Here is a 23,023-nt window from a genome sequence, read left to right on the forward strand (position 1 = left end):
CGGTGCGAAATGTGATCGACGGCGGGTGGTCCGTCCAGCAAACTCACCGTACGTGAGCGCATCCCGCTGGCGTCGGCTGGCCCTCGACGTGACCCCGCTGCGGCGCAGCCGCGAGTTCCGGCTGCTCTTCGGCGCCTCGTCGATCTCCAGCCTGGGCTCCTTCATCACCTACGTGACGATCCCGTACCAGGTGGCCGCGATCACCAAGGACCCGCTGCTCGTCGGCCTCCTCGGCGTCTGCGAGCTGGTACCGATCCTGGTCATGGGCTTCGTCGGCGGCGCCCTCGCCGACTACCTGGACCGGCGCCGCCTCGTCCTCGGCGGCGAGCTGGCGCTCACGGCCCTGACGGGCGTCCTGCTCGCCAACGCGCTCAGCGACACCCCGCACCTGTGGCTGCTGTACGTCGTGGCCGGCCTGAGCGCCGCCGTCGACGGCATCCAGCGCCCCGCGATGGAGGGCCTCGTCCCCCGGGTGGTCGGCGCGGACCTGATCCCCGCGGCGAGCGCGCTGCAGTCCCTGCGGATGCAGACCGCCTCGCTGGTCGGCCCCGGCGTCGCCGGCCTGCTGATCGCGTCGGTCGACCTGGGCTGGGTGTACGCGGTGGACCTGGCCACGTTCGCGGTGTCGCTGCTGCTGCTGGCGCTCATGCGCGCCGTGCCGCCGCCGCCGGACGCCGACCGGCCGTCCCTGCGCACGGTCGTCGAGGGCCTGCGGTATGCCCGCAGCCGCCCCGAACTGCTCGGCTCGTACCTGGTGGACATCAACGCCATGTTCTTCGGGATGCCCTCGGCGCTGTACCCGTTCCTCGCCGACCGGATGGGCGGGCCGAAGGTCCTCGGCCTGCTCTACGCCGCCCCCGCCATCGGCTCCCTGCTGGCCACCCTGACGTCGGGCTGGACCGGCCGGGTCCACCGGCACGGCCTCATGGTGCTCGTCGCCGCGGGCGCCTGGGGCGTCGGCATCATCGGCGCCGGCCTGGCCACGGCGCTGTGGCTGACGGTCGGCTGCCTGGCGTTCGCGGGCGCCGCGGACATGATCTCCGGGCTGTTCCGCATGTCCATCTGGAACCAGACGATCCCCGACCACCTGCGCGGCCGCCTGGCCGGCATCGAGATGATCTCGTACACCTCCGGCCCGCTGCTGGGCCACGTCCGCTCGGGTCTGATGGCCCGCTGGACCGGCGTCGGCGGGGCGATCGCCTGGGGCGGCGTGCTGTGCGTGGCCGGTACCGCCGCGCTGGCCGTGGCCCTGCCCGGCTTCCGGCGGTACGACGCGCGGGAGGGCCTGGCCCACAAGCAGGCGGCGGAGGCCGCCCGGGCCGCCGGGGCGGGATGACCCCCTGGCGCCAGGGCGGCCTGCGGCCGTCAGGCGTGGGCGGGTTCGCGGCTGCCCAACTCCTGGAGCAGGGCGGCGCAGAACGCGGGCAGGTCGTCCGGTTTCCGGCTGGTGATCAGGTTGCCGTCGACGCGGACCTCCTCGTCCACCCAGGTCGCGCCGGCGTTGGTCAGGTCCGTGCGCAGGCTCGGCCACGAGGTGACCGTCCGGCCGCGGACCGCGTCCGCCTCGACCAGCGTCCACGGACCGTGGCAGATCGCCGCCACCGGACGCCCTGACCGCACGAACGCCCGCACGAACTCGACGGCGCCCGCGTCCATCCGCAGCAGGTCCGGGTTCAGCACGCCGCCGGGCAGCACCAGCGCGTCGTAGTCGGCCGGATCCGCCTGCGCGACGGTCGTGTCGACCCGGTGCCGGCCGCCCTTGTCGGTGTGCCGCATCGCCTGGATCTCGCCGTCGCGCAGCGAGACCAGCGCGGCGCGGGCCCCGGCCCGCTCGACCGCCTCGCGCGGCCGCACGTACTCGCTCTCCTCGACGCCGTCGGTCAGCAGGAACGCCACCCGGCGTCCCGCCGCGGCTCCGTCAGCCATGAGAAACCCCCAGAAAAAGTCGGTTTCCCTCCGCGTACCCGGGGCCGCCCTCCCCGGAAACCGCCGGCGGCGGGACGTCAGCGGGGCGTCGGTGACCGGCCGGCACCCTGTTTCGCCTCGCACGCCACACCGTCCCCGTCGGTGTCCAGGCGCGCCCGGTAGCCGGGGTCGGTCCGGCGCAGCGGGGCCTTGCCCGCCGCCCGGACCTGCGCACACGTCGAGTAGAACGGCGTCCGCGGGGCACCGGCGCGCGGGCGACCCGGGCGCGGCGTCGCGCTCCGGGTGGCGCCGGCCCGCGGCGACGCGCCGGGCACGAGCCCCGCGGGCGACGCCGCGGCGGACGGGGCGGGCGCGGCGGAGGAGGGCGCCGCCGCGGCGGCGACGGGTTGGGGGGCCGCGTCCGCCGACAACTGCTCCCGGACCGCCTGGGTGATCACTCCCACGAACCCGACCACGCACAGCCCGAGCGCCACTGCCACGACGAGAATCGGGTTCCCCGAGGAGTCACGCGCGCGTCTGGCCATACCTTCGAGGATGCGCGCGAACGAAGGTCCGCGACTCCGCCCCGGGGCCCGACCCCACAACCTGAAAAGTCGGACCATCCCACCGTTTCAGTCTGAATCAGCGTGTTACCCGTAACCTCACCACGGACGGCACATTCACCGCGCATCCGGCCCCGGCCGCGCCTCCGGCACCCTACGGTTCGTAAATGATCATCACGACGGAGCCGGACACCGGCCCCCGCCCGCCCGCGACCCGCAGCCGACGCGAGCTGACCTGGGCCGCGGCGGCCGGCGGCGGGGCACTGGCCGCCGCCGCGGCCGGCCTGTGGGGCTTCTGGAACCCGGGCGACTACCTGTACGTCGAACGGCTCCTGCACCACCCGTGGGGGTTCGCCAGCTTCGCCGCGGCGCTCACGGCCGCGGCCGTGGTCCTCGGAGTGCCCGGGACGGGCGCACGGTGGGTGGTCGGCGGCCTGACCGGCCTCCTGGCACTGCTGCTCGCCAGCGTCGGCCTGCTGCTGTGGCTCACGTTCGGCGGCGACTCCCGGTACGTCGACGCGCCGGAGCACCGCCCGTACCGCCTGGAGGTCGCCGAGGTCGGCTCGCTGGACCCGCTGCACCTGGTGTACGTCGAGTCGACCGGCCTCGCGGCGAGGCGGCTGGGCCAACTGGGCTGCTTCGACGCGGACTCGCCGATGGACGCGCTGGTCTCGGCCCGCTGGAACGGACCCGCCGAGGTGATCCTGGAGACGGGCGACGGCAGGGAGCACCCGGTCCCCGTCGACCCCGGCACCGGCCGACCCGCCGACCGCGTGAGCCTCGGCAGCGCCTGTCAGGACTGACCCGCGCCGCGGACTCGCCAGGGTCTCAGGCCACGCTTTCGTACGTCAGCCGGCGCCGGTCCGCGCGCATCACCATGACGGCGTACTCGAACGGGACACCGGCGGCTCCCCGACTGACCCGCCGCTGGACGAGGACCATGGCCGCGCTCCGCCAGCACGGTCGCCGCGCCGCCCCGGACCCGGCGGGACTCGGCCAGCGCTGCTGGCCCACGTTCGCTCGCCCACCAAACCTCCCGACCCCGCGGGTCCAGTATGTGTACGCCCGGCTCTCGTCCGCCCGACGACGTCGGGTGCCAGCTACCGTTTGCGGTCGCGGCGGCGGATGGCCCGGACCGCGGCGGCCGTGAGGATCAGACACGCCAGGGTGAAGACGATCAGATGCCAAGGTCTCAGTGCTCCCATGGACGAGACCCTAGCCCGCACGCGCCACAAGGGAGCGGCCCGCCCGACCGGCGATACTGGGTACCGACCATCCGACCGACCTTGGGGGACGAGGGACATGCGTGACCTGACGGGGTTCGCCGTGGAGTGCGACGCGCTCATCCACACCACGCCCGACCGGCTCTGGGCGCTGGTGACCGACATCGCGCTGCCGGCGCGGTTCAGCCCGGAACTTCAGTCGGTGGCGTGGCTCGACGGCGCGGCCCCGGAGCCGGTACCCGGCGCGCGGTTCACCGGGCTCAACCGGAACCCGCGCATCGGCGAGTGGCGCACGACCTGTCAGGTGGTCGAGTCGCGGGAGCCGCGGTACTTCGGCTGGGCGGTGCTGGACTTCGAAGGCCCGTTCGTCAAGCGCGGCGCGCCGACCGGCGAGCCGCTGGTGATCTGGCACTTCGACCTGGCGCCGGAAGGCTCCGCCGTGCGGCTGCGCCACGGGATGCGGCTGACCGGTGGGTACTCCGGGCTGCACGCGGCGGTCGCCGCGGCGCCCGAGCGGACGGAGGAGATCGTGCGGTGGCGGGCGGCGTCGCTGCGCGAGGGCATCGCGCAGACCCTGGCCGGCGTCAAGGCGCTCGCCGAGCCCGCCCCCGCCCGCTGACCTCCCGCGTCCGCGACGGCACCACCGGCCGGCCCCGCGTCGCCGCGGTAGCAATGTGGATTCTGGGACGGCGTACGGGTTACAGGCACGTGACGTGAAACCGGGATGCGGTTAGAGTCATTAGACATAGACACCCATGCACGCGAGGTACGGCAGCGGTGTGCCTAGAGTCGCACCCGTTGACACCCGCACCACATTGTCACCCGCACCACATCGACATCCCGCACACATTGACACGCCGGATCGCTCGACGGGAGACACCGTGTCCGTTCCACAGTTCATCGGCTGGGCGGCGTGCATCCTCTGCACGAGCGCGTTCCTCCTCGACTACCTCGCGCCGACACCACCGGGCGGGTTCTCGTGGCTGTGGTTCGCGCTGTTCACGCCCGGCATCACCTTGTGGGCCGTGCAGGCGCTCATGCTCGACAACGCCCCGCTGGTCGCCGCGAACTTCATCGTGGTCGTCGTCCTCCTCCACAAGAGCTACCGCATCCTCCGCCCGCTTCCGCAGGCGGCCTCCGAGACCGAACCCCGGCACGCCGAAGTGCGATGACCCCTGGGCGGAATTGATCCCGCCCAGGGAGTACCGCCGATCGGGAATTGTCGCGCAGCACGGCGTAGCGATCTCGTTCCCCAGCGGTGGAGGCAGGCATCAGGGCCGGCTGCGACGACCTGTCGCGGCCGGCCCTCCCGCGCCGGGTCAGGCGCCGGGCCGCCGGGTACCGCAGGCGGTGGCGACGAACTCGGAGTGCATCGCCCGCACCGACGCCACCAACTGCCCGCCGAGTTCGTCGTCGAGCGGCCCGTCCTGCCGCCAGGCCAGCAGCAGGACCGTGTGCAGCGGCGTGTCCCGGAGCGCCACGTGCGCCATCCGGGCCTCCCGGTGGATGTCGGGCCAGTACGTGAACGTGATCGCGCCGAGCGCGTGGCCGAGCGCGACGGCCGCGGACGCGCTGTTCGCGGAGCTGACGCGCGGCCGGATGCCCGCCGCCGCGCACGCCGTGTGGAAGTGGCCGGTCAGCGGCTGGCACTCCGGGTAGGGGAGGACGACGTGCTCGTCCCTCAGGTCGGCGAGCCCGACGGCGGCGCGGGCCGCGAACGGGTGGGTGTCCGGCAGGCACAGGTACGGGTTCTGGGCGGCGATCTGCTCGTGCCGCACCGGCTCCGGCGGCGCCGGGTCCAGCTCCGGGAAGTGGTGGAACATCGCCACGTCGATCTCCTCGTTGCCGAGGAGCTGGACGAGCCGCTGCCCGGACTCGTCGACCAGCAGGGACATGGGCGCGATGCCCAGGTCCTCCGCGCAGCGCACGAACGGGGTCAGGGTCGGCGCGGGCGCGGCGCCCAGCCGGGCCGACAGCTTGCCGTCGTCGGTGGCCAGGCAGCGGCGGACGTCGGTGAACATGCGGTTCACCGCGGGCAGCACCGTGTCGGCGTGTTCGAGCAGGATCGCGCCCGCGGTGGTCAGCGTGATCCCGGACGGCTGGCGGTGCAGCACCGGCAGCCCGGCGGCGCGCTCCAGGCGCTGGACGACGCGGCTGACGCCGCTCTGGCTCATGCCCAGTTCCTCGGCCGCGCTGTTGATGCTGCCGGTCTCCGCGACCGTGTGCAGGATGCGGAGCTGCTGGAGTTCGATGTCCATCGCTAGGCCCGCAGGCCCGCGTCGAGCCGCGCCTGGCGGGCCTCCCCCACCGCGCGGGCGAAGTGCGGGACCTGCGGCGCCCAGAAGCCGTCGGGTCGGTACATGATGGAGTGCCGGGACACCCAGGGCAGCCCGGAGATGGGGCGGCGGGTGGTGCCCGCCGCGGACGGCAGCCACCCCTGCGTCAGCACCACGCTGCCGTCGTGCCGGACGACGTCGGCGTGCGGCCCGTACAGCGGCAGGTGGTGGACGATCTCGGGGGTGAACCCGAACGGCCGGCACACGCGGTGCAGGAACGCGACGCAGCTATCCGACCCGGAGATCGCGATCCACCGCTCGTCGCGCAGGGCCGGGACCGTGACGGTGGGTCGCCGGGCCAGCGCGTGGTCGTCGCTGAGCATGATGTGCGGGCGCTCGTCGATGATGTGCTGGACGGCGAGACCGGCCGGCCGCGGGAACGGCATGACGGTCAGCTCGTGCACCAGCGCCACGTCGATCTCGCCGCTGAGCAGCCGGTTCGTCACCTGCCGGAGCGACTCGGCGACGGTCACCTCGATGGCGGTGCCGGGGAACCGGCGGCGCAGCTCGTCCAGCAGCAGGTCGGCGACGCAGCTCCCGGTCCAGCCGAGCCGGATCGTGGCGGCCTGCCGGTCGCGGTGCCGGGCGATGTCGTCGTGGATCGCGGCGCAGTCGTCCAGGATCTCGGTGGCGTGGTGCAGGACGACGCGGCCGAGTGCGGTCGGCCGGACGCCACAGTGGTGCCGGTCGAACAGCGAGCCGCCGAACAGGTCCTCCAGCCGCCGCAACTGTCGACTCAGCGCGGGTTGGGGCAGGTTGAGCTGTTCGGCGGCCCGGTTCAAACTGCCGGCGGCGGCCACGGCCCGAAGGTTTCTGAGGTGATGCAATTCCAGCTGCATGTTCCCTCCCAAGGGGTCGGGACGGGCCCAGGGGAGCACAGCGCGTTGCGTGGGACTCGCCTCGCGCGCGGAAGCGGTGGGGGTTCCGCCCGGGCCGGCCGCTCGGTCGCGGCTATTCTGGCACAGAATACCGGCTGGTAGCGCCCCGTCAGCCTGTCTGCAGCAGCAGGTTCGGGCTGTGCTCGCCGGCGTCCTCCACCTTGTCCTTGGCCGCGGCGTCCTTCATCGCCCGGTCCAGCTCCACGGGGGTCGCCCCCGGGTGGCTGGAGAGGTACATGGCGGCGACTCCCGCGGCGTGCGCGGCCGCCATGGACGTGCCGCTGGCCTTGGCGTAGGACGTGTCGCGCTTCGCGGTCGCGGTCAGGATGTCGATGCCGGGCGCGAAGACGTGGACGCAGGTGCCGAAGTTCGCGGAGCCGAGGCGGCGGTCGGCGCGGTCGATCGCCGACGCGGTGATCGCGGTCGTCTGCCGTCCGGGCGTGGTGTAGCAGCTGTCGACGTTGTCGTTCCCGGCCGCGGCGGTGTAGGCGAGACCCTTCTCGGTCATCGCGTACAGGGCCAGGTCGATCACGGACTGCGCCGGCCCCGAGAAGCTGAGGTTGAGCAGCGCGGGGCGCCGGGCGTGGGCGTCCACCCAGTCGACCGCGGTCAGGATGTGCTCGCCGGTCCCGGTGCCGTCGCAGCCGAGGGCGCGCACCGACTCGATCTGGACGCCCTTGGCGACCCCGGCGTAGCGCCCGCCGATCGTCGCCGCGACCTGGGTGCCGTGCCCGTTGCAGTCCCCGCCGCCGCGACCGGCCGGCGCGGACGGGTTGATCGCGTCGAACGCGGCGCGCGCCCGCCCGTCGAACTCGACGTGGCTGGTCCTGACCCCCGTGTCCAGGACGTACACGCGCACGTTCGCGGCGTCGTTCGGGTACTTGTACACCCGGTCCAGCGGCAGCGCCGGCTGGTCGATGCGGTCCAGGCCCCACGACGGCGGCCCCGGCTGCGTCCCGGCGACGCGGAACGTCTTGTCCGAGGTGACCGACTCGATGCGGCCGTCGGACAGGTACTCGATGTACTGGTCCATCGTGAGGTCGACGGAGAACCCCTGCATGGCGGAGTAGTAGATGCGCCGAAGCTGTCCGCCGTACTTCGCGGTCATCTCCTTGGCGGTGGCGGCCACCTGGGTGGGGTCGCCCGCGATGCCGCGCAGCGCCACGATGTAGACCTTGGTCTCGTCCTGCTGGGCGGTGACCCGCGCCGACGAGGCGGTGGCCGGGCCAGGCTGGGCGAGCGGGATGGCTAGCGAGACGGCCACTAGCGCCGCCGTTCTCCAGTGCTGGGTGTGCATGACGTTCCTCTCAGAACGGGGGAGGTGCCGGGGCTCGCGGAGCCCAGGAGCCCCGGCACGTGGAGCGGGGGACATACGAAATCGGGTCGCCCGGCGTCGGCAAAGCCTGCCGGGCGACCCGGATCAGTCGTCTCGGGTGCCGCGAGCTGGTCAGCTCTTGGCGGGGTACTTCTTGACGACGTTGGTCAGCCAGGCACGCAGCGCCTCGGCCGAGTCGAAGCCGACGGAGCGGCTGCCGTACTCCTTGCCCTTGCCGACGCTGACCAGCGCCGGGATACCCCGGACGCTGTACTTGCTGCTGATGTCCTTGTTGCGGTCGACGTCGACCTTGGCGAGGATCCAGGCGCCCTTGTCGGCCTCGTTGAACTTCTTCAGGTGCGGGTACTGCACCTGACACCAGTGGCACCAGCTCGCGGTGAAGTCCAGCACGACGGGCTTCGTGTTGGACATCTCCATGACCTGCTGGTAATTCGCCGCGGTGACATCGATGATGGTCTCATCGCCGAGCGGGGCAGACGCGGCAGCGGGGGCGGCAGGGGCGGCGTTGACGGGAGCCGACACCGCGAGCGCACCGGCCAGGGACAGTGCCCCCGTGAGGATTGCGATAGTGCGTTTCATGGTGTTACTTCCTTCCTTGTGGGGTGGGGTTATCCGGGCTTGACGGCCTCGGACGATTCGGTGGGAAGGCCCGCGGCCGACCAGTCCTCGATGCCCTCGCGGTACTTGCGGACGTTCTGGTAGCCGAGCTTGAGCAGCCGCTCGCCGACCAGGCCGCTGTTGCGGCAGGGAATGTTCGCGCAGTACACGACGACCGGCACCGACTTGTCGGGGAGCACGGTGGGCGCGTACTCGTCGGTGAACGCGGCGGCCTGCTCGTACGGGAAGCCCGGAATGTTGCGGGCGCCGGGAATGTGTTCCTGTTCGTAGTAGGTGACGGGCATCGTGTCGACCACGACGACCGTGCCGGCCTCCATTTCGGCGGCGAGTTCGTCACGGGTGATCAGCGGTAGCACGTCAGGGTCCTTTCGTACCGGTGGCGGGAATGGGGGTTGTCGGCTTGGCGGCGCGGCCACCGCGGGCCGCGCTCATCCGGCCGAGGACGGTGTGCACGACGAAGGCGACCACGATCGAGGTGATGGCGGCGCTGCCCAGTCCCGCGACGGCGGCGGCGGTGCCGGCGACCCAACTGATGAGGGCGCGGGGCGCCCAGTCCGGCGGGTCGGCGGGCAGGGTCCCGGCGAGGCGGGCGTCCTCCAGCGCCGTCCGGTACGTCCGCACCAGGTAGTACTCGGCGATGATGATTCCGGCGACCGGCGGCGCGAGCATCCCGATGGCGGTGAGGAACCCGGCGAAGCTGTGCACGATGCCGACCGCGGACAGCAGCGTGCCGAGCACGCCGAGGGCGATCGTGACCGGGACGCGGCTGACCCGCCGCCCGGTGAGCACGTGGACCGAGTTGACCAGGCCGAGCGAGGACGAGTACAGGTTCCAGTCGTTGATCTTCAGGATCGAGGTGGCCAGCACCAGCGTGCCGAGCACGCCCGAGGACGAGACCACGATGCCGACCACGTCGTCGGTGCGGGCGGCGTGCGCCAGCAGGACGCCGATCAGGCCGATCCCGTACTGGCCCAGCGTCACCGAGGTCAGTGTCTGCTTGACGACATCGGAGGGCCGCCGGTTGAACCGGGTCATGTCCGGCGTCATGATCGCGCCGAGGATGAACGCGCCGGAGACCAGCGTGATGCCCGCGCCGAGCGACAGTGTGGGGCCGGGCGGCGGGGAGGCGATGAGGTCGCCGATCGAGTGGCTGCGCAGCGCGTCCGCAATGGAGATCAGGGCGAGCACCAGGAAGGCGGGGACGGCCAGGTAGCCGACCCAGGCCATGGTGCGGAAGCCGTAGGTGGTGACGGCGGTGATCGCGGCGCCGCCGAGCAGCGCCCACACCCACTCCGACGACCAGCCGGTCAGGTCGTGCATACCCTGCGCGAAGACGCCGTTCTGGACGCCGAACCAGCCGGCGAGGCTGACCGCGACAAGCATTCCGACGAGCGCGGAGCCGCGCTTTCCGAACCCGGCCCAGCGGGAGAGAACGGACGTGGAAAGCCCTTCCCGAACCCCGGCGATACCGAGCAGAATGGTGATGACCTCCAGGAGCGCGGAGCCGATCGTGATGGCGATAACCGCGTTCCAGAACGTCATGCCGTAGCCGAGAATCGCGCCCACCATGAACTGCTGGAAGGAGGAGACTTGGCCGAAACGCTGGACCGCGACGGAGATCCACGAGCGGCGCTCGGACTCCGGGACGCGGACGAGGGAGTAGTCATCGTGCCCGACGGTCAGGGCACGGGAATCGGTTTGGGTGTTCATGATTTTTGCTTAACTCGCAATTCCGAGCGCGGTCAACTCACGGCCGCGGCTCTCTTCTGAAACGGTGTCGCGGACGACCAGGAACCCCTGACCGGACCGGGGTGCCCACTCAAGCTCGCGGTTGAAGAATCTCTCCAGGAAGCGCACCCGCTGGTGGTACGCGAACAGCGAGTGGCGCGCGCCGACGACGTAGCCGGAACCGGCGAACAGCGGAAGCTCCGCCAGGAAGTAGCGGACCCCGAGGTTGAGCTGCTCCGGGGTGGCCGGACAGCCGTCCGCCAGCTTCCCGTCCAGCACCCAGCGGGTCGCGTCCAGACAGGCGTCGCGGAACGCCTCGCTCTCGACGAACAGCTCGTTCACCCGGTCGTAGAGCTCCACGTAGCGCGGGTTGGCGTTGAGCTGGGCCATGCCGAGCACGTGGTCACCGGGGTTCGGCACCGACAGCGCCGCCAGCGCCGCGTGGATCTTGTTGTGCGTGTACCGGGCCTGCCGGTGCGCCTTCTGCCGGGCGCGGCTGGCCGGGTACCCGAGCGCCTCGAACGTGTAGGAGGTGATCTCGTCCGGGACGAAGAAGTGGAAACTGGCGAACGTGCCGTACGCCCACTTGGCAAGGCTCGCCAGGCGCTCCGGGCTGAAGTAACTGTTAAAGGGGCTGACCCCGATGCACACGTGCTCGTTGTGTCGCAGCACGGTTGCGCATTCGCCGGACAGCGGTTCCATCGCATAGACCGCCATGACAGCCTCCATTCGTTATCGCGGTTCGATATGGAGTGTGGGCGGCGACACATCGGGCCGGTAATGCCAGCGGGGTATACCTTGGCCGCATAACCCATGGCCCACCCGGCACCGGGCGCGGTCCGGACGGGCTCCGGCCCAGCGTGGGGCCGGTGCGAGCCGGACCGGAACGCCAGTTTCGATCTTGGTTTGCGCGGGCGGCCCGGCCGGACCAGCCGCCCGCAGATATTGACCTTGGTCGATCGTGAGAGGATTTCCCGCGGGACTAGCCAAGAGGCAGGCCGCGGGGGCTGAAATTGACGGTGACCGCTGGGATCGACCGTAACCTGCCGACCTCCCGTGAGACCTTACGCCATGGTGGACCGTCGTGGCGCCCGTCGATGGCACTGACCAGGCGATCACGGACGGGCGGGCCGGCCGCGGCACCCTGCCGCCCGCGCCGGCCCACCGCCCCGACCCCCTGCGCCGGATCGCGGTGCCGCACGGGCGACCGCCACCTTCTATCTATAAGGAGACGTCCACAGCGGCCGCTGCCCGGCGGCACCGCCCGGGGCTGCGCGGCGGTGGCGCGCGCGGGAACTCGCCGACAGGCGGGAACGACCAACCAGGTAGCAATTGATCATAGGAGGATCATTCATGCGCACCCATCCCCTGCTCACCCGCGCGTCCCGCGCCGCCGTACTGCTGTCCACCGCGGCCCTCGCGGTCACCGTGACGGGCTGCGGCTCCTCGAAGGCGACCGAGCCCCAGGCCGCGCCCACCCCGACCCCGGTCGAGCCGGTCCGCATCCAGGACCCCTGGGTCAAGGCGAGCGACAAGGACATGACCGCCGCGTTCGGCACGCTGGTCAACGACACCGACACGGACGTCACCATCACGGCCGCGAGTACCGAGGTCTCACCGATGGAGCTGCACGGGATGGTGATGAAGGACGGAAAGATGGTCATGCAGACGCTGCAGGGCGGGCTGGTGGTGAAGGCGAAGACCAGCCACAAGCTGGAGCCCGGCAGCGACCACCTGATGCTGATGAAGCTCAAGCGGCCGATCCCGGCCGGCGAGCAGCTCTCGTTCACCCTGACCTTCGCCGACGGCAAGACCATGTCCTTCACCGCGGTGGCCAAGCCGTTCACCGGTGCGCGGGAGAGCTACGACCCGGGCACCAGCCCGACGCCGGCCACGAGCGGCCAGCCGGAGCCCGTGCCCAGCCGGACCTGACCCACCCGTCCGACGACGAGTCGGCGCCACACGCGGGGAGTCCCCCGGCCCGCACCTTCGGCCGGGGGACTCCTTGTGCGCGACTGCGTGGAGACGCGGCAGTGGACGGGGCGATGTCGGGCCGGCGGCGGTCGGCCGGCGGGAGCGGCGGACGCCCTTCCGGCCGGCGCGGATCTCCCAAGGCATAGGCTCCCATGCATATATGGCAGTACTCATATACGTATGTCGATATGACAATACGTGCATGACTTCACGACCAGGGGTTCCCGCAGGTACGGCGAGCCGGCACGGCGGGGCGGGGCCGGGGCGACCACCGAAGCCGGTGTCGGCCGGCGCGCTGCGCGCCGGCCAGTTGCGCGCCGAGGGCCGGTCGCTGGGCGAGATCGCCCACGCACTCAACTGCGAGCGGGTTCCCACCCCCTCGGGCGGCGGCACGTGGACCAGGAGCAGCGTCCAGCACGCCCTGATCCGGCTGCGCGGCGACGAGGCGGGCCGGTCGGGGGAACCGCGGGCGAGGCCGCGCGGCACCGAGGACCCGGCGGCGCCCGCCGTGATCGTCAAGATCCCACTGATGGCGTCGTAGCCCGGGCGGGTCAGGTCGGCGACGGGCCGCGCGGCGCCCACCGCCAGCGGCACCCGGGCCACGGAACACCCAGGACACCAGGTTAATCGAGAGGTAGACGTTCCTCGATTCCTGGTGTCCGTCGCCATACCCAATCCCGCGCTCTCCGAATTTCGTCGTTCCACATCGCACAGGTACTTGCGGAGCATTTTCCGATGCAGGTAGGAAGACAGGCATCAAGCCACCCTGTGGAGGTATCGATGAAGGACACACGCCCGGGAATCGGTGCGTCCCACTCGTCCCCGGTACTGTTTTCAACCGAGAGCCCGGCCTCCCGATGACGACGTCGGTACCCTTTGCGCTAACAGCGCTTCAACACCCCGCCGTCTCCGCACTGCTGGACGCGGAACGCGCATTGCTGGAGAGTCTGGTCGACGGGCTCGGTTCACCGCTGCACGTGGTGCTGCCGGAAATCTTCGAGGAGAACGTCGCCGCATTGCAGGCGACGCTGCACGACGTGGGCGTCGACGCCGACATCCTGTTCGCCAAGAAGGCGAACAAAGCCGACTGCTATGCCAGGTCGGCCGCCTCGCTCGGTATCGGGATCGACGTCGCCAGCGCACCCGAGCTGATCAGGGCGCTGTCCGGCGGCGTCCCCGGAGACCGCATCGGCGTGTCCGGGCCGGAGAAGGACGACACGCTGCACGCTCTCGCCGTCCAGCACGGCTGCCTGGTCGCCGTGGACTCCCTGGGCGAACTGCGTCGACTCGCGCGGACCGCGACCCGGGCCCGCACCCGGGTCCGGGTCCTGCTGCGGTCGAGGGTGGCCAGCCAGCCCCGGAGCCGCTTCGGCATGGCCGCCGAGGAGCGCCACGCCGCGGTCCTGTGCGCCGCCGGCGCCGAATTCGTCGAGCTTCGCGGATTCTCGTTCCATCTCACCGGGTACTGCGCGGCGGAGCGCGCGGTGGCGGCCGACGAACTGATCGACCAGTGTCTGGACGCCCGGCGGCGCGGCGCACCCTCCGCCGCGCTGGTCGACATCGGCGGCGGACTGCCGGTGCGCTATGTCGATCCGCCGCTCTGGGACGCATTCGTCCGCCAGAACGAGCCGACCCACTATCACGCGGACAAGACGTTCGAAGGCTTCTACCCCTACGGCGGCCAGTCGGCGAACGAGGCACTGCGCGCCGTGTTCACGCAGCCGGTGAACGGGCGGGAGAGCCTGTCGGCGCGGGCCGCCCGCGAGGATATCCGATTCATCATCGAACCGGGCCGGGCGGCGCTGGACCAGGCGGGCTTCACCCTCTACCGCGTCCAGCAGGTCGACGACCGGCGGGACACCGACGGCTACGCCATTGTCACCGTCGCCGGCAGCAGTTTCAGCCTGTCCGAGCAGTGGTTCAACAGCGACTACCTCCCCGATCCGGTACCGCTGTCGGTCCGGCCCGACGCGGACGCGCTCTTCCCCGCCTGCGTCGCGGGCTCGACCTGTCTGGAGAACGACCTCGTGACGTGGCGGAAGGTCGGCTTTCCCCGGCCCGTGTACCGCGGCGACCACCTTGTCTATCTCAACACCGCCGGCTACCAGATGGACTCCAACGAATCCCCGTTCCACGACGCCCCGCTGCCGTTGAAGGTCGTCCTGCGCCTCGGCGCCGCGGGAACCGCACCGCGCTGGCAGCTCGACCGAATCTGACGCCCCCACCGCACGAAGGAGATCCGATGCCGCTACCGCCCTATGCCCCGCCCGGACAGTTGTGGCTGCTTCCGCAGTCCCAACTGGAGGGCCTGGATGTCGACTACCCGCAGGTGATCAAGGTCGTGGAGGGGGCCTACCGGGCGCTGCGCGAGGCGGGGTCGGACAACCCGGTCAAGACCATCGTGGAGCCGCCGGACCACCACTCCCTGAGCTACTCGATGGTCGCCCGGGACGCCGGCAGCGACACCGTGTGCTTCAAGGCCGTCTACGAGTTCGACCCGCAGCGCACCCGCGACAGCTACCGCTTCCACGCGTTCGTGTTCCTCTGCGACGACACGACCGGGGCGCCGATCGCGCTGATGGACGTGGTCCGGCTCGGCCCCCTGCGCTCGTCGGCCACCACCGCGCTGTTCGCCCGCGCGGCCTGCCCGGACGCCCGGACCGCCCTGGTGGTGGGCACCGGGGTACAGGGCCAGATGGCACTGCCGATGCTGCTCGCGGCGCTGCCGAAGCTCGACCGCCTGCAGGTCTTCGGCACGTACGCCGAGGGCCTGCGCGCGGTGCAGGACAGCGTCGGGGGCATCGACGTGGAGATCGTCGAGAACCTCCAGGAGGCGGCCGGCGGGGCGGACATCGTGATCGGCGCCGCCGGCCTGTCCGCCCGGCAGGAGGTCCGCCGGGAGTCGATGAAGCCGGGCGCCGTCGCCGTGCTGCTGGGCTACGGCGTGCACCCGGACGTCTGCCACGGCGCGGACTACCGCATCGCCACCGACACCGCACAGATGATGGCGACCAGCGACGACCTGCGGGCCCCGGACGGCAGCCGACCGACAGTGGACGCCGAACTGCCGGACATCCTGCTCGGCCGGGCGCCCGCCCGCCGCGACCCGCGCGACGTGGTGTTCGCCTACAACAGCGGAATGGCGGTGACCGACGCCGCGCTGGGCCGCTACGTCGCCGACCTCGCGCTGGCCGACGGACGCGGGGAAAGGGTCGCGTTCTGGTGAACACCACGACGCAGAGAGCCGACCGGTGGTGGCGCGCGGACTCGCGTGCCCTGCTCACCCTCGCGCTCCCGCTCATCCTGACCAATTTCGCCTACGTCGCGCTCACCACCGTGGACATCGTGATGCTCGGCCGGCTGGGCGCACTGGACATCGCCGCCGCCGGCCTGGCCATCGCCCTGTTCAACCAGTTGCGCACCACCGGCACGGGGCTCGTCACCGGGGTCAGCAACCTGGTCGCCGAGGCCCACGTCCGCGGCGACCACGCGCGGATCCGTGAACTGCTGTTCGCCGGGTTCTTCTGGGCGACCGTCAGCGGCGGCGTGTTCTGCGCGGCGCTGCTCTGCGTCGGTCCGCTGCTGGTCCGGCTGGGCCAGGACCCGGCCGTGGTCGGCAGGGCCGGCGACTTCCTGATGATCCTGGCGCCGGGAATGCTGCCGTGCCTGTGGTTCCAGAACCTGCGCCACGTCACGACCGGCCTGAAGAAGCCGGGTCCCCTGCTGGGCATCACGCTCGGGTCGGTCGGCCTGACGATCGGCCTCAACTACGTCCTGATCTACGGCGGGCTCGGGCTGCCCGCACTCGGCTTCGTCGGCGTCGCCATCGCCACCGTCGCGGTGTTCCTGCTGTCGTTCCTGGTGTTCGCGGCGCTGGTCCTGCGCGACCGCACCATCCGCCGGCACCTGCGCTGGTCCGGGTCGCGGCGCTGGTCGCGGGACGCGGTCGCGGCCGTGTGGCGGCTGGGGCTGCCGATCGCGGGCACCTACGCCTCGGAGGCCGGATTCTTCAGCGTCCTCACGCTGCTGGTCGGCACGCTGGGCGTCGGGGCGCTGGCCGCGCAGACCGTCCTCAACCAGATCGTCTACATCGTCTTCATGGTGTCCGCCGGGCTCTCCCACGCGGCATCCGTGCACATCAGCGAGGCCAGTGGGAGCGGCGACCACGGCAGGGCCCGCCGCCTGGGCCTGCTGAGCCTGGCCTGGGGCGGCGCCGCGACGCTCGTCATCGCCGTCCCGTACCTGGTGATCCCCGAGTCGATCGTGTCCCTGTTCGTCGCCTCGGCGCACACGGCGGACCGGGGCGTCATCGCCCTGACCGTTTCGGGCCTGCTGATCGCCGCCGCGATGCAGGTCTTCGACGCCGGCCAGAACATCGGCAACGGCATCCTGCGCGGCATCGGCGACACCGCCGGGCCGTTCCGCATCTCCCTGGTCGGCTACTGGCTCATCGGCCTACCGATGGGCTACCTGCTGGGGGTGGCCGCGGACTGGGGCGTACAGGGGGTCTGGATCGGGCAGACCGTCGGCCTCGCGGCCACCGCCGCGATTCTCGTGTACGCGTTCCTGCGCCGTGTCGACCGGCTGCGGAAGTCGGCGACCGGCCACCTTCCTCTGGAGGCGATTCCGTCATGACCGAAGTGCGTACACCCACGGCAGGAACCCTGCTGCGCCGGGAAGTGGAGGGCCTGCCCGCCTACGACCCCGGCGCCGACCCGGACGAGGTGGCGCGCGCCAGCGGCGTCACCCCGGTCATCAAGCTCTCCAACAACGAGAGCCCCTTCGGGGTCTCCCCCACCGTCACCGCGGCGGTGTCCGGGCACCTCGCCGACATCTTCCGGTACCCGGACCCCACCGGGAAGCGACTGGCCGGAGCCCTCGGACGCGCCCTCGCGGTCCCACCCGAACGCATCGTCCTGGGCAACGGCTCGGAGAACATCCTGGAGTTGCTGTGCCAGGCGGTGCTCGACCCGGGCGACCTCGTCGTCACCCAGGCACCCGGCTTCAGCCTGCACGACATATTCCCCAGCATGATGGGCGCACGGGTGGAGAAGGTGCCGGTCACCCCGGAGTTCGGCTTCGACGCCACCGCCTGGAAGCAGGCCCTGGCCGCCTGTCCGAAACTCGTCTTCCTCGCCAATCCCTGCAACCCCACCGGGGCGATGTTCGCCAGGGCGGAGCTGGCACAGATCGTCGCGGACACCCCGCCGTCCACCCTGCTGGTGCTGGACGAGGCGTACCACGAATTCGCCCGCCCCAACCCCGAATACCCCGACGGTCTGGAGATGCTGCGCGACATCGACCGACCCTGGATCGTGCTGCGCACCTTCTCGAAGGCCTACGGCCTCGCCGGGCTCCGGGTGGGCTACGGCGTCGCCTCCAGCACCGCGCTCGTCCGGGCACTCGACCGCGTACGCACCCCGTACAACGTCAACCGGTTGGGCCAGGAGGCCGCGGTCGCCGCGCTGGGGGACCAGGCGCACCTGGCCGAGACCGTGCGCCGGACCGGGCTGGAGATCGCCCGGGTCGCGGGCCGGCTGCGCGCCGCCGGGCTGCGCGTGGCGCCGTCCTCCACCAACTTCCTGTTCATCGACACCGGGCGCAGCGCGCACGAGGTCGCCCTGCAACTGCACCGCCGCGGAATCATCGTCAAGGCGTGGCGGGAGCCCGGATACGAAAGCTTCGTCCGCGCCTCCCTGGCGGCCCCCGAACAGAACGACGTCTTCATCGAACGACTGCTCGACATCTGCGGAAGGCGCGCACAGTGATCAAGGACAGGATTTCCGACCTCATCGGCAACACCCCCCTGCTCCGACTCGCGGTGAACGAAGGAATGGGGACGGTACTGCTGAAGATGGAGCAGTACAACCCGACCGGCACGGCGAAGATCCGCATGGCGCGCACCATGGTGGACGAGGCCGAGGAGCAGGGACTGCTCCAACCCGGCGGGTGGCTGGTCGAGTCCACGTCCGGCAACACCGGAGTCGGCCTGGCGCTCATCGCCGCCGAACGCGGGTACAAGTTCAGCGCCGTGGTGGACAACCACTCGTGCAGCGACAAGCAGCGGTCCATGCAGGCGTACGGCGCCGAACTGGTCAACGTCGGCGGCGACGACGACGCGCTGGCCACGGCCGAGCGGGACGCCACGGCCGAGCGGCTGGCCGCCGACCACGGCGCCTACTGGACCGCGCAGCACCGCAACCGCGGCAACCCCAACGGCTACAAGCCGCTGGCCCGCGAACTCCTCGACGCGCTGGGCGACGAGATCCACTACCTGTACGGGGCGGTCGGCACCGGCGGCTCGCTGTGCGGCACCGGCCGGGTCCTGCGCGAACGCATCCCCGACCTGGCCATCATCGGCGTCGAGCCGCTGGGCTCGGTCGTCTTCGGCGGAGCGGGCGCCCCCTACCACCAGTCCGGTACGGGTACGCCCGAAGGCGCCGAGATCGGCGACCTGATCGACTACGACCTGATCGACGACGGCGTCACAGTCACCGACGCCGAGGCGTTCGAGACCTGCCGCTACCTGGCGCGCCGCTACGGAATCCTGGTCGGCGGCTCGGCCGGCGGCGTGATCTTCAAGGCCCTGGAGCGGGCGGAGGCCGTCGGCCCGCAGACGACCATCGTCGTGCTGGTCTGCGACGGCGGCGAGAAGTACCTGGACACGGTCTTCAACGACGACTGGATGGCGGGCGCGTCGCTGTTCGACGCACAGGTGGTCAACCGACTGGCGTCGATGCTGCGTTAGCCCACCCGACATCGTCGACCATCATTCGCCACGGCAGCGAGGTTGCGGCTACCCGGCGCGCACCGCCGGCCGTCAGCGAAACGGCGCCGACTGGCCGGCGGGGTGCCGGCGGCGGCGTTCACCGGCCACCAGCGCGGGACGCCCTGTCGGAGGTAGGAGGGCCTACTCCCTCCCTCTCGGCGGCGCCGTCGAGGCTGACCAGCTCGGCCACCCGCAGGCCCAGGTAGTAGAGAAGAGAATCAAAGGCCGCGTACCCGCCTCAGCGGCGCGTCCCGGGACGCCGCAGCCCGGTCCTGGGCAGTGCGGGTGCTGGCGTCCCGGGCGTCCCGCAAGCGTCCCACCTGCTTGTGCTTCCCCTGGCCGACCCACGAACGTTGTCGGGGCAAGCGGCGCAGGCCATTGCAGCGCCGCCCGAACCGGGGGCGGTTGCGGTACTGCGGTGGCCCCATCGCCGAGCACCCACCTGACCGATCGCCTCGCTTTCCCCACACAGGGAGTCCGCCATAAAGCTTTGCCACTGAGCCGTTTTCATCCTGACGTATTGGCAGTTCAGGCGAGGTGCGGGACGCCTCGACCCAGACGGTAGGCCCGGTCCACCGCACATGAGGCCGCCGCGTTCTCTCCCGCCGATTCACCATATCGAAGATCAACGGCGGAATGCCGAACAGTGAAATGCCGCACACCACACTCGACAGTACGGAGATTCTGATGCGCACGAACGTCAAGGCTGCCATGGCGGCCCTCGTCACCATCCTCGCCGGCACCGCCCTGCAAGCCACCACAACCGGCGCCGCCCAGGCGGACGGGAAGGAGTGGAGGGACTGCCCCGACAGCTACGTCTGCCTCTGGGACGACGGCAACTACGCGGGCCGGTACCGCTTCCAGCCGGAGCACGACGCCTTCGTCTCGTGGATCGGCTCCGCCATGAACGACCGGACCACGTCGATCTGGAACCGCACCGGAAGCAGGGTCTGCTTCTACGACCACGTCAACTACCAGGGCGAGCTGCTCTGCCTCGACGGCGGCGGCGCGAACCCCAACGTCGGCGCGGAACTCAACGACCGGATCAGTTCCTTCCAGCGGATGTTCTGACCGCACTGGTCCGGACAGCGACCGGCCGCAGCACCAGAAGGGGGTTGAGGAGGATCCTGTACCGATCCTCCTCAACCCCCTTACCGGCGGGGCGCGGGTGGGTGGCCGATGCTGGTCTCGTCGAGGTGCCCGTAGCCGGTGCAGGGGGACGTGGAACATGTCGGCGATCTGCCGGACGGTGTGGTCGGCCGGCGTCCGGGTCGGTGCCCGACTCGATGTCGGCCCGGTGGGAGACGCAACACACCGGGCACAATGACGGCGAGGCTGCGCCAGGCGGACAGGTGCCGGTGTACCTCGATCCACGTCTGTTTCGGTGACGACCTGGACGCGCGCCGAATGGGGAAGATCGAGGAAAAAAGCAAACCCCAGGCCGCTGACCTGGGGTTTTGCCTGGAGCCGCCTGACGGAATCGAACCGTCGACCTACGCATTACGAGTGCGTCGCTCTAGCCGACTGAGCTAAGGCGGCAACGCACCGCAGCATACGCGATCACCCCCCGCTCCGGTCCCCCGGGTACCTCAAAGCACCCAGGAGTGCTGCCCCGGCGCCGCCCGCGCCGATACGCTGCCGTCATGACCGGCGACGCCACCCCACGGGTCGACGACCACCCCACCGTGCCTGTCCGACCGACGTCCACCGATCCCTGGCTGCTCGGCTTCACCCCCCGCCGGCCGGTCCCCTGGCTGGCCCCCATCCTGCTGCTGAGCACCGGCCTGCGCACCCTCCTGGCGACCCTGTTCGGCGCCTACCTGGACAAGCGGGAACTCCAGAGTGCCCTGCCGGCCGACGTGTACGACGAGATGGGCGCCGACGGGGAGCTGTGGCTGGACTACGTGGCCGACCTCGGGGACGGGTTCGACGCGACCTACTCGGTCGCCTACCTGCTGGCGCAGCCGGCGCTCACCGTCGCCGGCGAGGAGCTGCCGCGCGGCCGGGTCCTGCTGATGGGCGGGGACCAGGTGTACCCGACGGCCAGCGCGGACGCCTACGAGGACAGGTTCCGGGGGCCGTACCGCGCGGCGCTGCCCACCGCGCCCCGCACCGGCCCGCAGCCCACGATCTACGCCGTGCCGGGCAACCACGACTGGTACGACGGGTTGACCGCGTTCCTGCGGGTCTTCGCGCGGCAGCCGGCCGGCAACGTGGGCGGCTGGCGGACGCGGCAGGCCCGGTCGTACTTCGCGCTGCGGCTGCCGCACGACTGGTGGGTGTTCGGAATCGACGAGCAGTTCGGCGCCTACCTCGACGATCCGCAGTTGCGGTACTTCACGGCGGCGGCGACGGCGCTGACGGCCGGGTCGCGGGTGGTCCTGGCGGTGCCGGCGCCGGGCTGGGTGAAGACCGTGGACCAGCCCAAGGCGTACGAGACGGTCGACTTCTTCCTGCGGACGGTCATCGAGCCGACGGGCGCGCAGGTGCGGGTCATCCTGGCCGGCGACCTGCACCACTACGCGCGGTACAGCGCGCCGGGGCGGGAGCTGATCACGTGCGGCGGCGGCGGGGCCTACCTGGCCTCGACGCACGAGCTGCCCGAGGAGCTGGCGGTGCCGCCGGTGGGCGCCACGGCGCCGCGGCACAGCGCGGCGCGGCGGTTCCGGCTGACGGCGCGGTACCCGACCGCCGCCCGGTCGCGGGCGTACGCGGCGGGCGTGTTCGCGCGGCTGCCGTGGCGGAACCCGGGGTTCCTGTGGCTGCTCGCGCTCGCCCAGACGCTGCTCATGCTCAGCGTCGCCGAGCTGCTGGTGCACCGGCCGGACGGCAGCGAGCAGCGGCTGTTCAGCATCCCGCTGGGGATCATGTTGACGTTGACCCTGCTCGGCTGGATGTTCTTCGCGGCGCCGCCGGGCAACGACGGGGCGCGCCGGGTGACCCACACGGTGGTGGGGCTGTCGCACGGGGCGGCGCACGCGGTACTGGCGCTGGGAGGCGCCCTGCTGTGGGCGCGGCTGCCGTTCGTGGACTGGGTCTGGCCGCTGCCCCTGCTGTCGGCGGCGGTGCTCTACGCGCCGGTGGCCGGGCTGGTGTCCGGGCTCCTGGTGGCCGCGTACCTGCTGGTGGCCAGCCAGTTCCGGGTGAACCTCAACGAGCTGTTCGCGGGTCAGGGGATCGAGGACTCCAAGGTGTTCCTGCGGATGCACCTCGCCGCCGACGGCACCCTGACGATCCACCCGATCGCGGTACCGAAGGCGGCGCACCGCTGGCGGGCGGCGCCCTCGGCGGCGCCGGACGCGCCGTGGCTGGAGCCCGAGCGGCCGCTGGTCGTGGCGCGGGCCGAGGAACCGGTGGTCATCCGCCCGTAGCCGGGCGGTCCCGGCCGAGCGCCGGTGAACGGAGATCGCTCGTATGTAGAGAGTGTTGAGGACTGACGACCTCGACAAGCCAGGTCTTCCGCAAATCAAAATGCAGTTAGATGCCGCTTGGCGGAAAGCGGCACCGCCGATCATATCCGATTTCGCTGGGCTGCCGTAACCGCCTAAACGACCGCTCGTCATAGGGGCCGCGTGACCAGTGACGGTCCGATACTTGAGCCGTGCGCCGCAGCGCGGTGTCCGGGGCTACCAGGGGACCGGATCGAACCACGATCGAGCGCGCCGGCCGCCAAATGGCGTGCACGGTGAAGGT

The 23,023-nt window shown here is 71.3% G+C and carries 22 protein-coding genes and 1 tRNA gene; 13 read left to right on the plus strand and 10 right to left on the minus strand.

The features are described from left to right. Positions 1-52 precede the first annotated feature (52 nt). A complete protein-coding gene (locus IEY75_RS05450; RefSeq protein ID WP_189113101.1) occupies positions 53-1,336 on the plus strand; it encodes an MFS transporter in 1,284 nt (427 codons plus the stop codon). Positions 1,337-1,365: 29 nt separating this feature from the next. Here the strand turns inward: IEY75_RS05450 and IEY75_RS05455 are convergent, their stop codons facing one another. Together IEY75_RS05455 and IEY75_RS05460 are read right to left on the minus strand one after the other, a co-directional pair. Beyond that, positions 1,366-1,926: a type 1 glutamine amidotransferase domain-containing protein gene (locus tag IEY75_RS05455; RefSeq protein WP_189113102.1), complete on the minus strand. Its 561-nt coding sequence runs from the start codon at positions 1,924-1,926 to the stop codon at positions 1,366-1,368. A 77-nt stretch (positions 1,927-2,003) separates the two neighbouring features. After that, the gene (locus IEY75_RS05460) at positions 2,004-2,450 is read right to left on the minus strand and encodes an excalibur calcium-binding domain-containing protein (protein ID WP_189113103.1); all 447 of its coding nucleotides are present in this window, start codon (positions 2,448-2,450) and stop codon (positions 2,004-2,006) included. Positions 2,451-2,635: 185 nt separating this feature from the next. Here IEY75_RS05460 and IEY75_RS05465 point away from each other — a divergent pair, with 185 nt between their 5' ends. The 3 genes from IEY75_RS05465 (at position 2,636) to IEY75_RS05475 (ending at position 4,863) form a co-directional block, all read left to right on the plus strand. Beyond that, complete coding sequence (locus tag IEY75_RS05465) at positions 2,636-3,271, plus strand: hypothetical protein (protein ID WP_189113104.1); 636 nt, start codon at positions 2,636-2,638, stop codon at positions 3,269-3,271. 499 nt (positions 3,272-3,770) lie between these two features. After that, the gene (locus tag IEY75_RS05470) at positions 3,771-4,310 is read left to right on the plus strand and encodes an SRPBCC family protein (RefSeq protein WP_189113105.1); all 540 of its coding nucleotides are present in this window, start codon (positions 3,771-3,773) and stop codon (positions 4,308-4,310) included. A gap of 262 nt (positions 4,311-4,572) precedes the next feature. Further along, positions 4,573-4,863: a hypothetical protein gene (locus tag IEY75_RS05475; RefSeq protein ID WP_189113106.1), complete on the plus strand. Its 291-nt coding sequence runs from the start codon at positions 4,573-4,575 to the stop codon at positions 4,861-4,863. Positions 4,864-5,010: 147 nt separating this feature from the next. Here IEY75_RS05475 and IEY75_RS05480 read toward each other — a convergent pair whose 3' ends face one another. The 7 genes from IEY75_RS05480 to IEY75_RS05510 form a co-directional block, all read right to left on the minus strand. Then, positions 5,011-5,949 carry a LysR family transcriptional regulator gene (locus IEY75_RS05480; protein ID WP_189113107.1) on the minus strand — a complete coding sequence of 313 codons (939 nt, stop codon included), beginning with the start codon at positions 5,947-5,949 and terminating at the stop codon, positions 5,011-5,013. Between the two features lie 2 nt (positions 5,950-5,951). Beyond that, positions 5,952-6,866 (minus strand): LysR family transcriptional regulator, encoded by a 915-nt coding sequence (locus IEY75_RS05485; RefSeq protein WP_268244328.1) that lies wholly within the window; start codon positions 6,864-6,866, stop codon positions 5,952-5,954. A 148-nt stretch (positions 6,867-7,014) separates the two neighbouring features. Beyond that, positions 7,015-8,202: a S8 family peptidase gene (locus IEY75_RS05490; protein WP_189113109.1), complete on the minus strand. Its 1,188-nt coding sequence runs from the start codon at positions 8,200-8,202 to the stop codon at positions 7,015-7,017. Positions 8,203-8,352: 150 nt separating this feature from the next. Then, positions 8,353-8,820 carry a thioredoxin family protein gene (locus IEY75_RS05495; protein WP_189113110.1) on the minus strand — a complete coding sequence of 156 codons (468 nt, stop codon included), beginning with the start codon at positions 8,818-8,820 and terminating at the stop codon, positions 8,353-8,355. 29 nt (positions 8,821-8,849) lie between these two features. Beyond that, a complete protein-coding gene (locus IEY75_RS05500) occupies positions 8,850-9,215 on the minus strand; it encodes a rhodanese-like domain-containing protein (protein WP_189113111.1) in 366 nt (121 codons plus the stop codon). Between the two features lies 1 nt (position 9,216). Next, positions 9,217-10,569 (minus strand): purine-cytosine permease family protein, encoded by a 1,353-nt coding sequence (locus IEY75_RS05505; protein WP_189113112.1) that lies wholly within the window; start codon positions 10,567-10,569, stop codon positions 9,217-9,219. Positions 10,570-10,578: 9 nt separating this feature from the next. Further along, positions 10,579-11,316: a tRNA-dependent cyclodipeptide synthase gene (locus IEY75_RS05510; protein ID WP_308425671.1), complete on the minus strand. Its 738-nt coding sequence runs from the start codon at positions 11,314-11,316 to the stop codon at positions 10,579-10,581. 624 nt (positions 11,317-11,940) lie between these two features. Here IEY75_RS05510 and IEY75_RS05515 point away from each other — a divergent pair. The 8 genes from IEY75_RS05515 (at position 11,941) to IEY75_RS05550 (ending at position 20,401) form a co-directional block, all read left to right on the plus strand. After that, a complete protein-coding gene (locus IEY75_RS05515) occupies positions 11,941-12,519 on the plus strand; it encodes a copper chaperone PCu(A)C (protein WP_189113113.1) in 579 nt (192 codons plus the stop codon). Positions 12,520-12,763: 244 nt separating this feature from the next. Next, positions 12,764-13,102 carry a recombinase family protein gene (locus tag IEY75_RS05520; RefSeq protein ID WP_189113114.1) on the plus strand — a complete coding sequence of 113 codons (339 nt, stop codon included), beginning with the start codon at positions 12,764-12,766 and terminating at the stop codon, positions 13,100-13,102. 316 nt (positions 13,103-13,418) lie between these two features. Continuing rightward, the gene (locus IEY75_RS05525; RefSeq protein ID WP_189113115.1) at positions 13,419-14,777 is read left to right on the plus strand and encodes an alanine racemase; all 1,359 of its coding nucleotides are present in this window, start codon (positions 13,419-13,421) and stop codon (positions 14,775-14,777) included. Positions 14,778-14,803: 26 nt separating this feature from the next. After that, a complete protein-coding gene (locus IEY75_RS05530; RefSeq protein ID WP_189113116.1) occupies positions 14,804-15,787 on the plus strand; it encodes an ornithine cyclodeaminase in 984 nt (327 codons plus the stop codon). Continuing rightward, positions 15,784-17,196, plus strand: coding sequence for an MATE family efflux transporter (locus tag IEY75_RS05535; protein ID WP_229789374.1), 1,413 nt, complete (start codon positions 15,784-15,786; stop codon positions 17,194-17,196). The genes IEY75_RS05530 and IEY75_RS05535 overlap by 4 nt, the downstream gene beginning before the upstream one ends. Further along, positions 17,193-18,329, plus strand: a complete 1,137-nt coding sequence (gene hisC / locus IEY75_RS05540) for a histidinol-phosphate transaminase (RefSeq protein ID WP_189113117.1) — start codon at positions 17,193-17,195, stop codon at positions 18,327-18,329. The genes IEY75_RS05535 and hisC overlap by 4 nt, the downstream gene beginning before the upstream one ends. Next, entirely contained in the window at positions 18,326-19,309 is a 984-nt protein-coding gene (locus IEY75_RS05545; RefSeq protein WP_189113118.1) for a PLP-dependent cysteine synthase family protein, read from the plus strand. Before hisC ends, IEY75_RS05545 begins: the two co-directional genes overlap by 4 nt. Before the next feature lie 708 nt (positions 19,310-20,017). Continuing rightward, a complete protein-coding gene (locus tag IEY75_RS05550) occupies positions 20,018-20,401 on the plus strand; it encodes a peptidase inhibitor family I36 protein (RefSeq protein WP_189113119.1) in 384 nt (127 codons plus the stop codon). Between the two features lie 391 nt (positions 20,402-20,792). Here the strand turns inward: IEY75_RS05550 and IEY75_RS05555 are convergent. Beyond that, a tRNA-Thr gene (locus IEY75_RS05555) sits at positions 20,793-20,869 on the minus strand. A gap of 104 nt (positions 20,870-20,973) precedes the next feature. Here IEY75_RS05555 and IEY75_RS05560 point away from each other — a divergent pair. Further along, positions 20,974-22,701: a metallophosphoesterase gene (locus tag IEY75_RS05560; protein WP_189113120.1), complete on the plus strand. Its 1,728-nt coding sequence runs from the start codon at positions 20,974-20,976 to the stop codon at positions 22,699-22,701. Positions 22,702-23,023: the final 322 nt, after the last annotated feature.

The organism is Pilimelia terevasa (assembly GCF_014647915.1).
GTDB classification, from domain to species: domain Bacteria; phylum Actinomycetota; class Actinomycetes; order Mycobacteriales; family Micromonosporaceae; genus Pilimelia; species Pilimelia terevasa.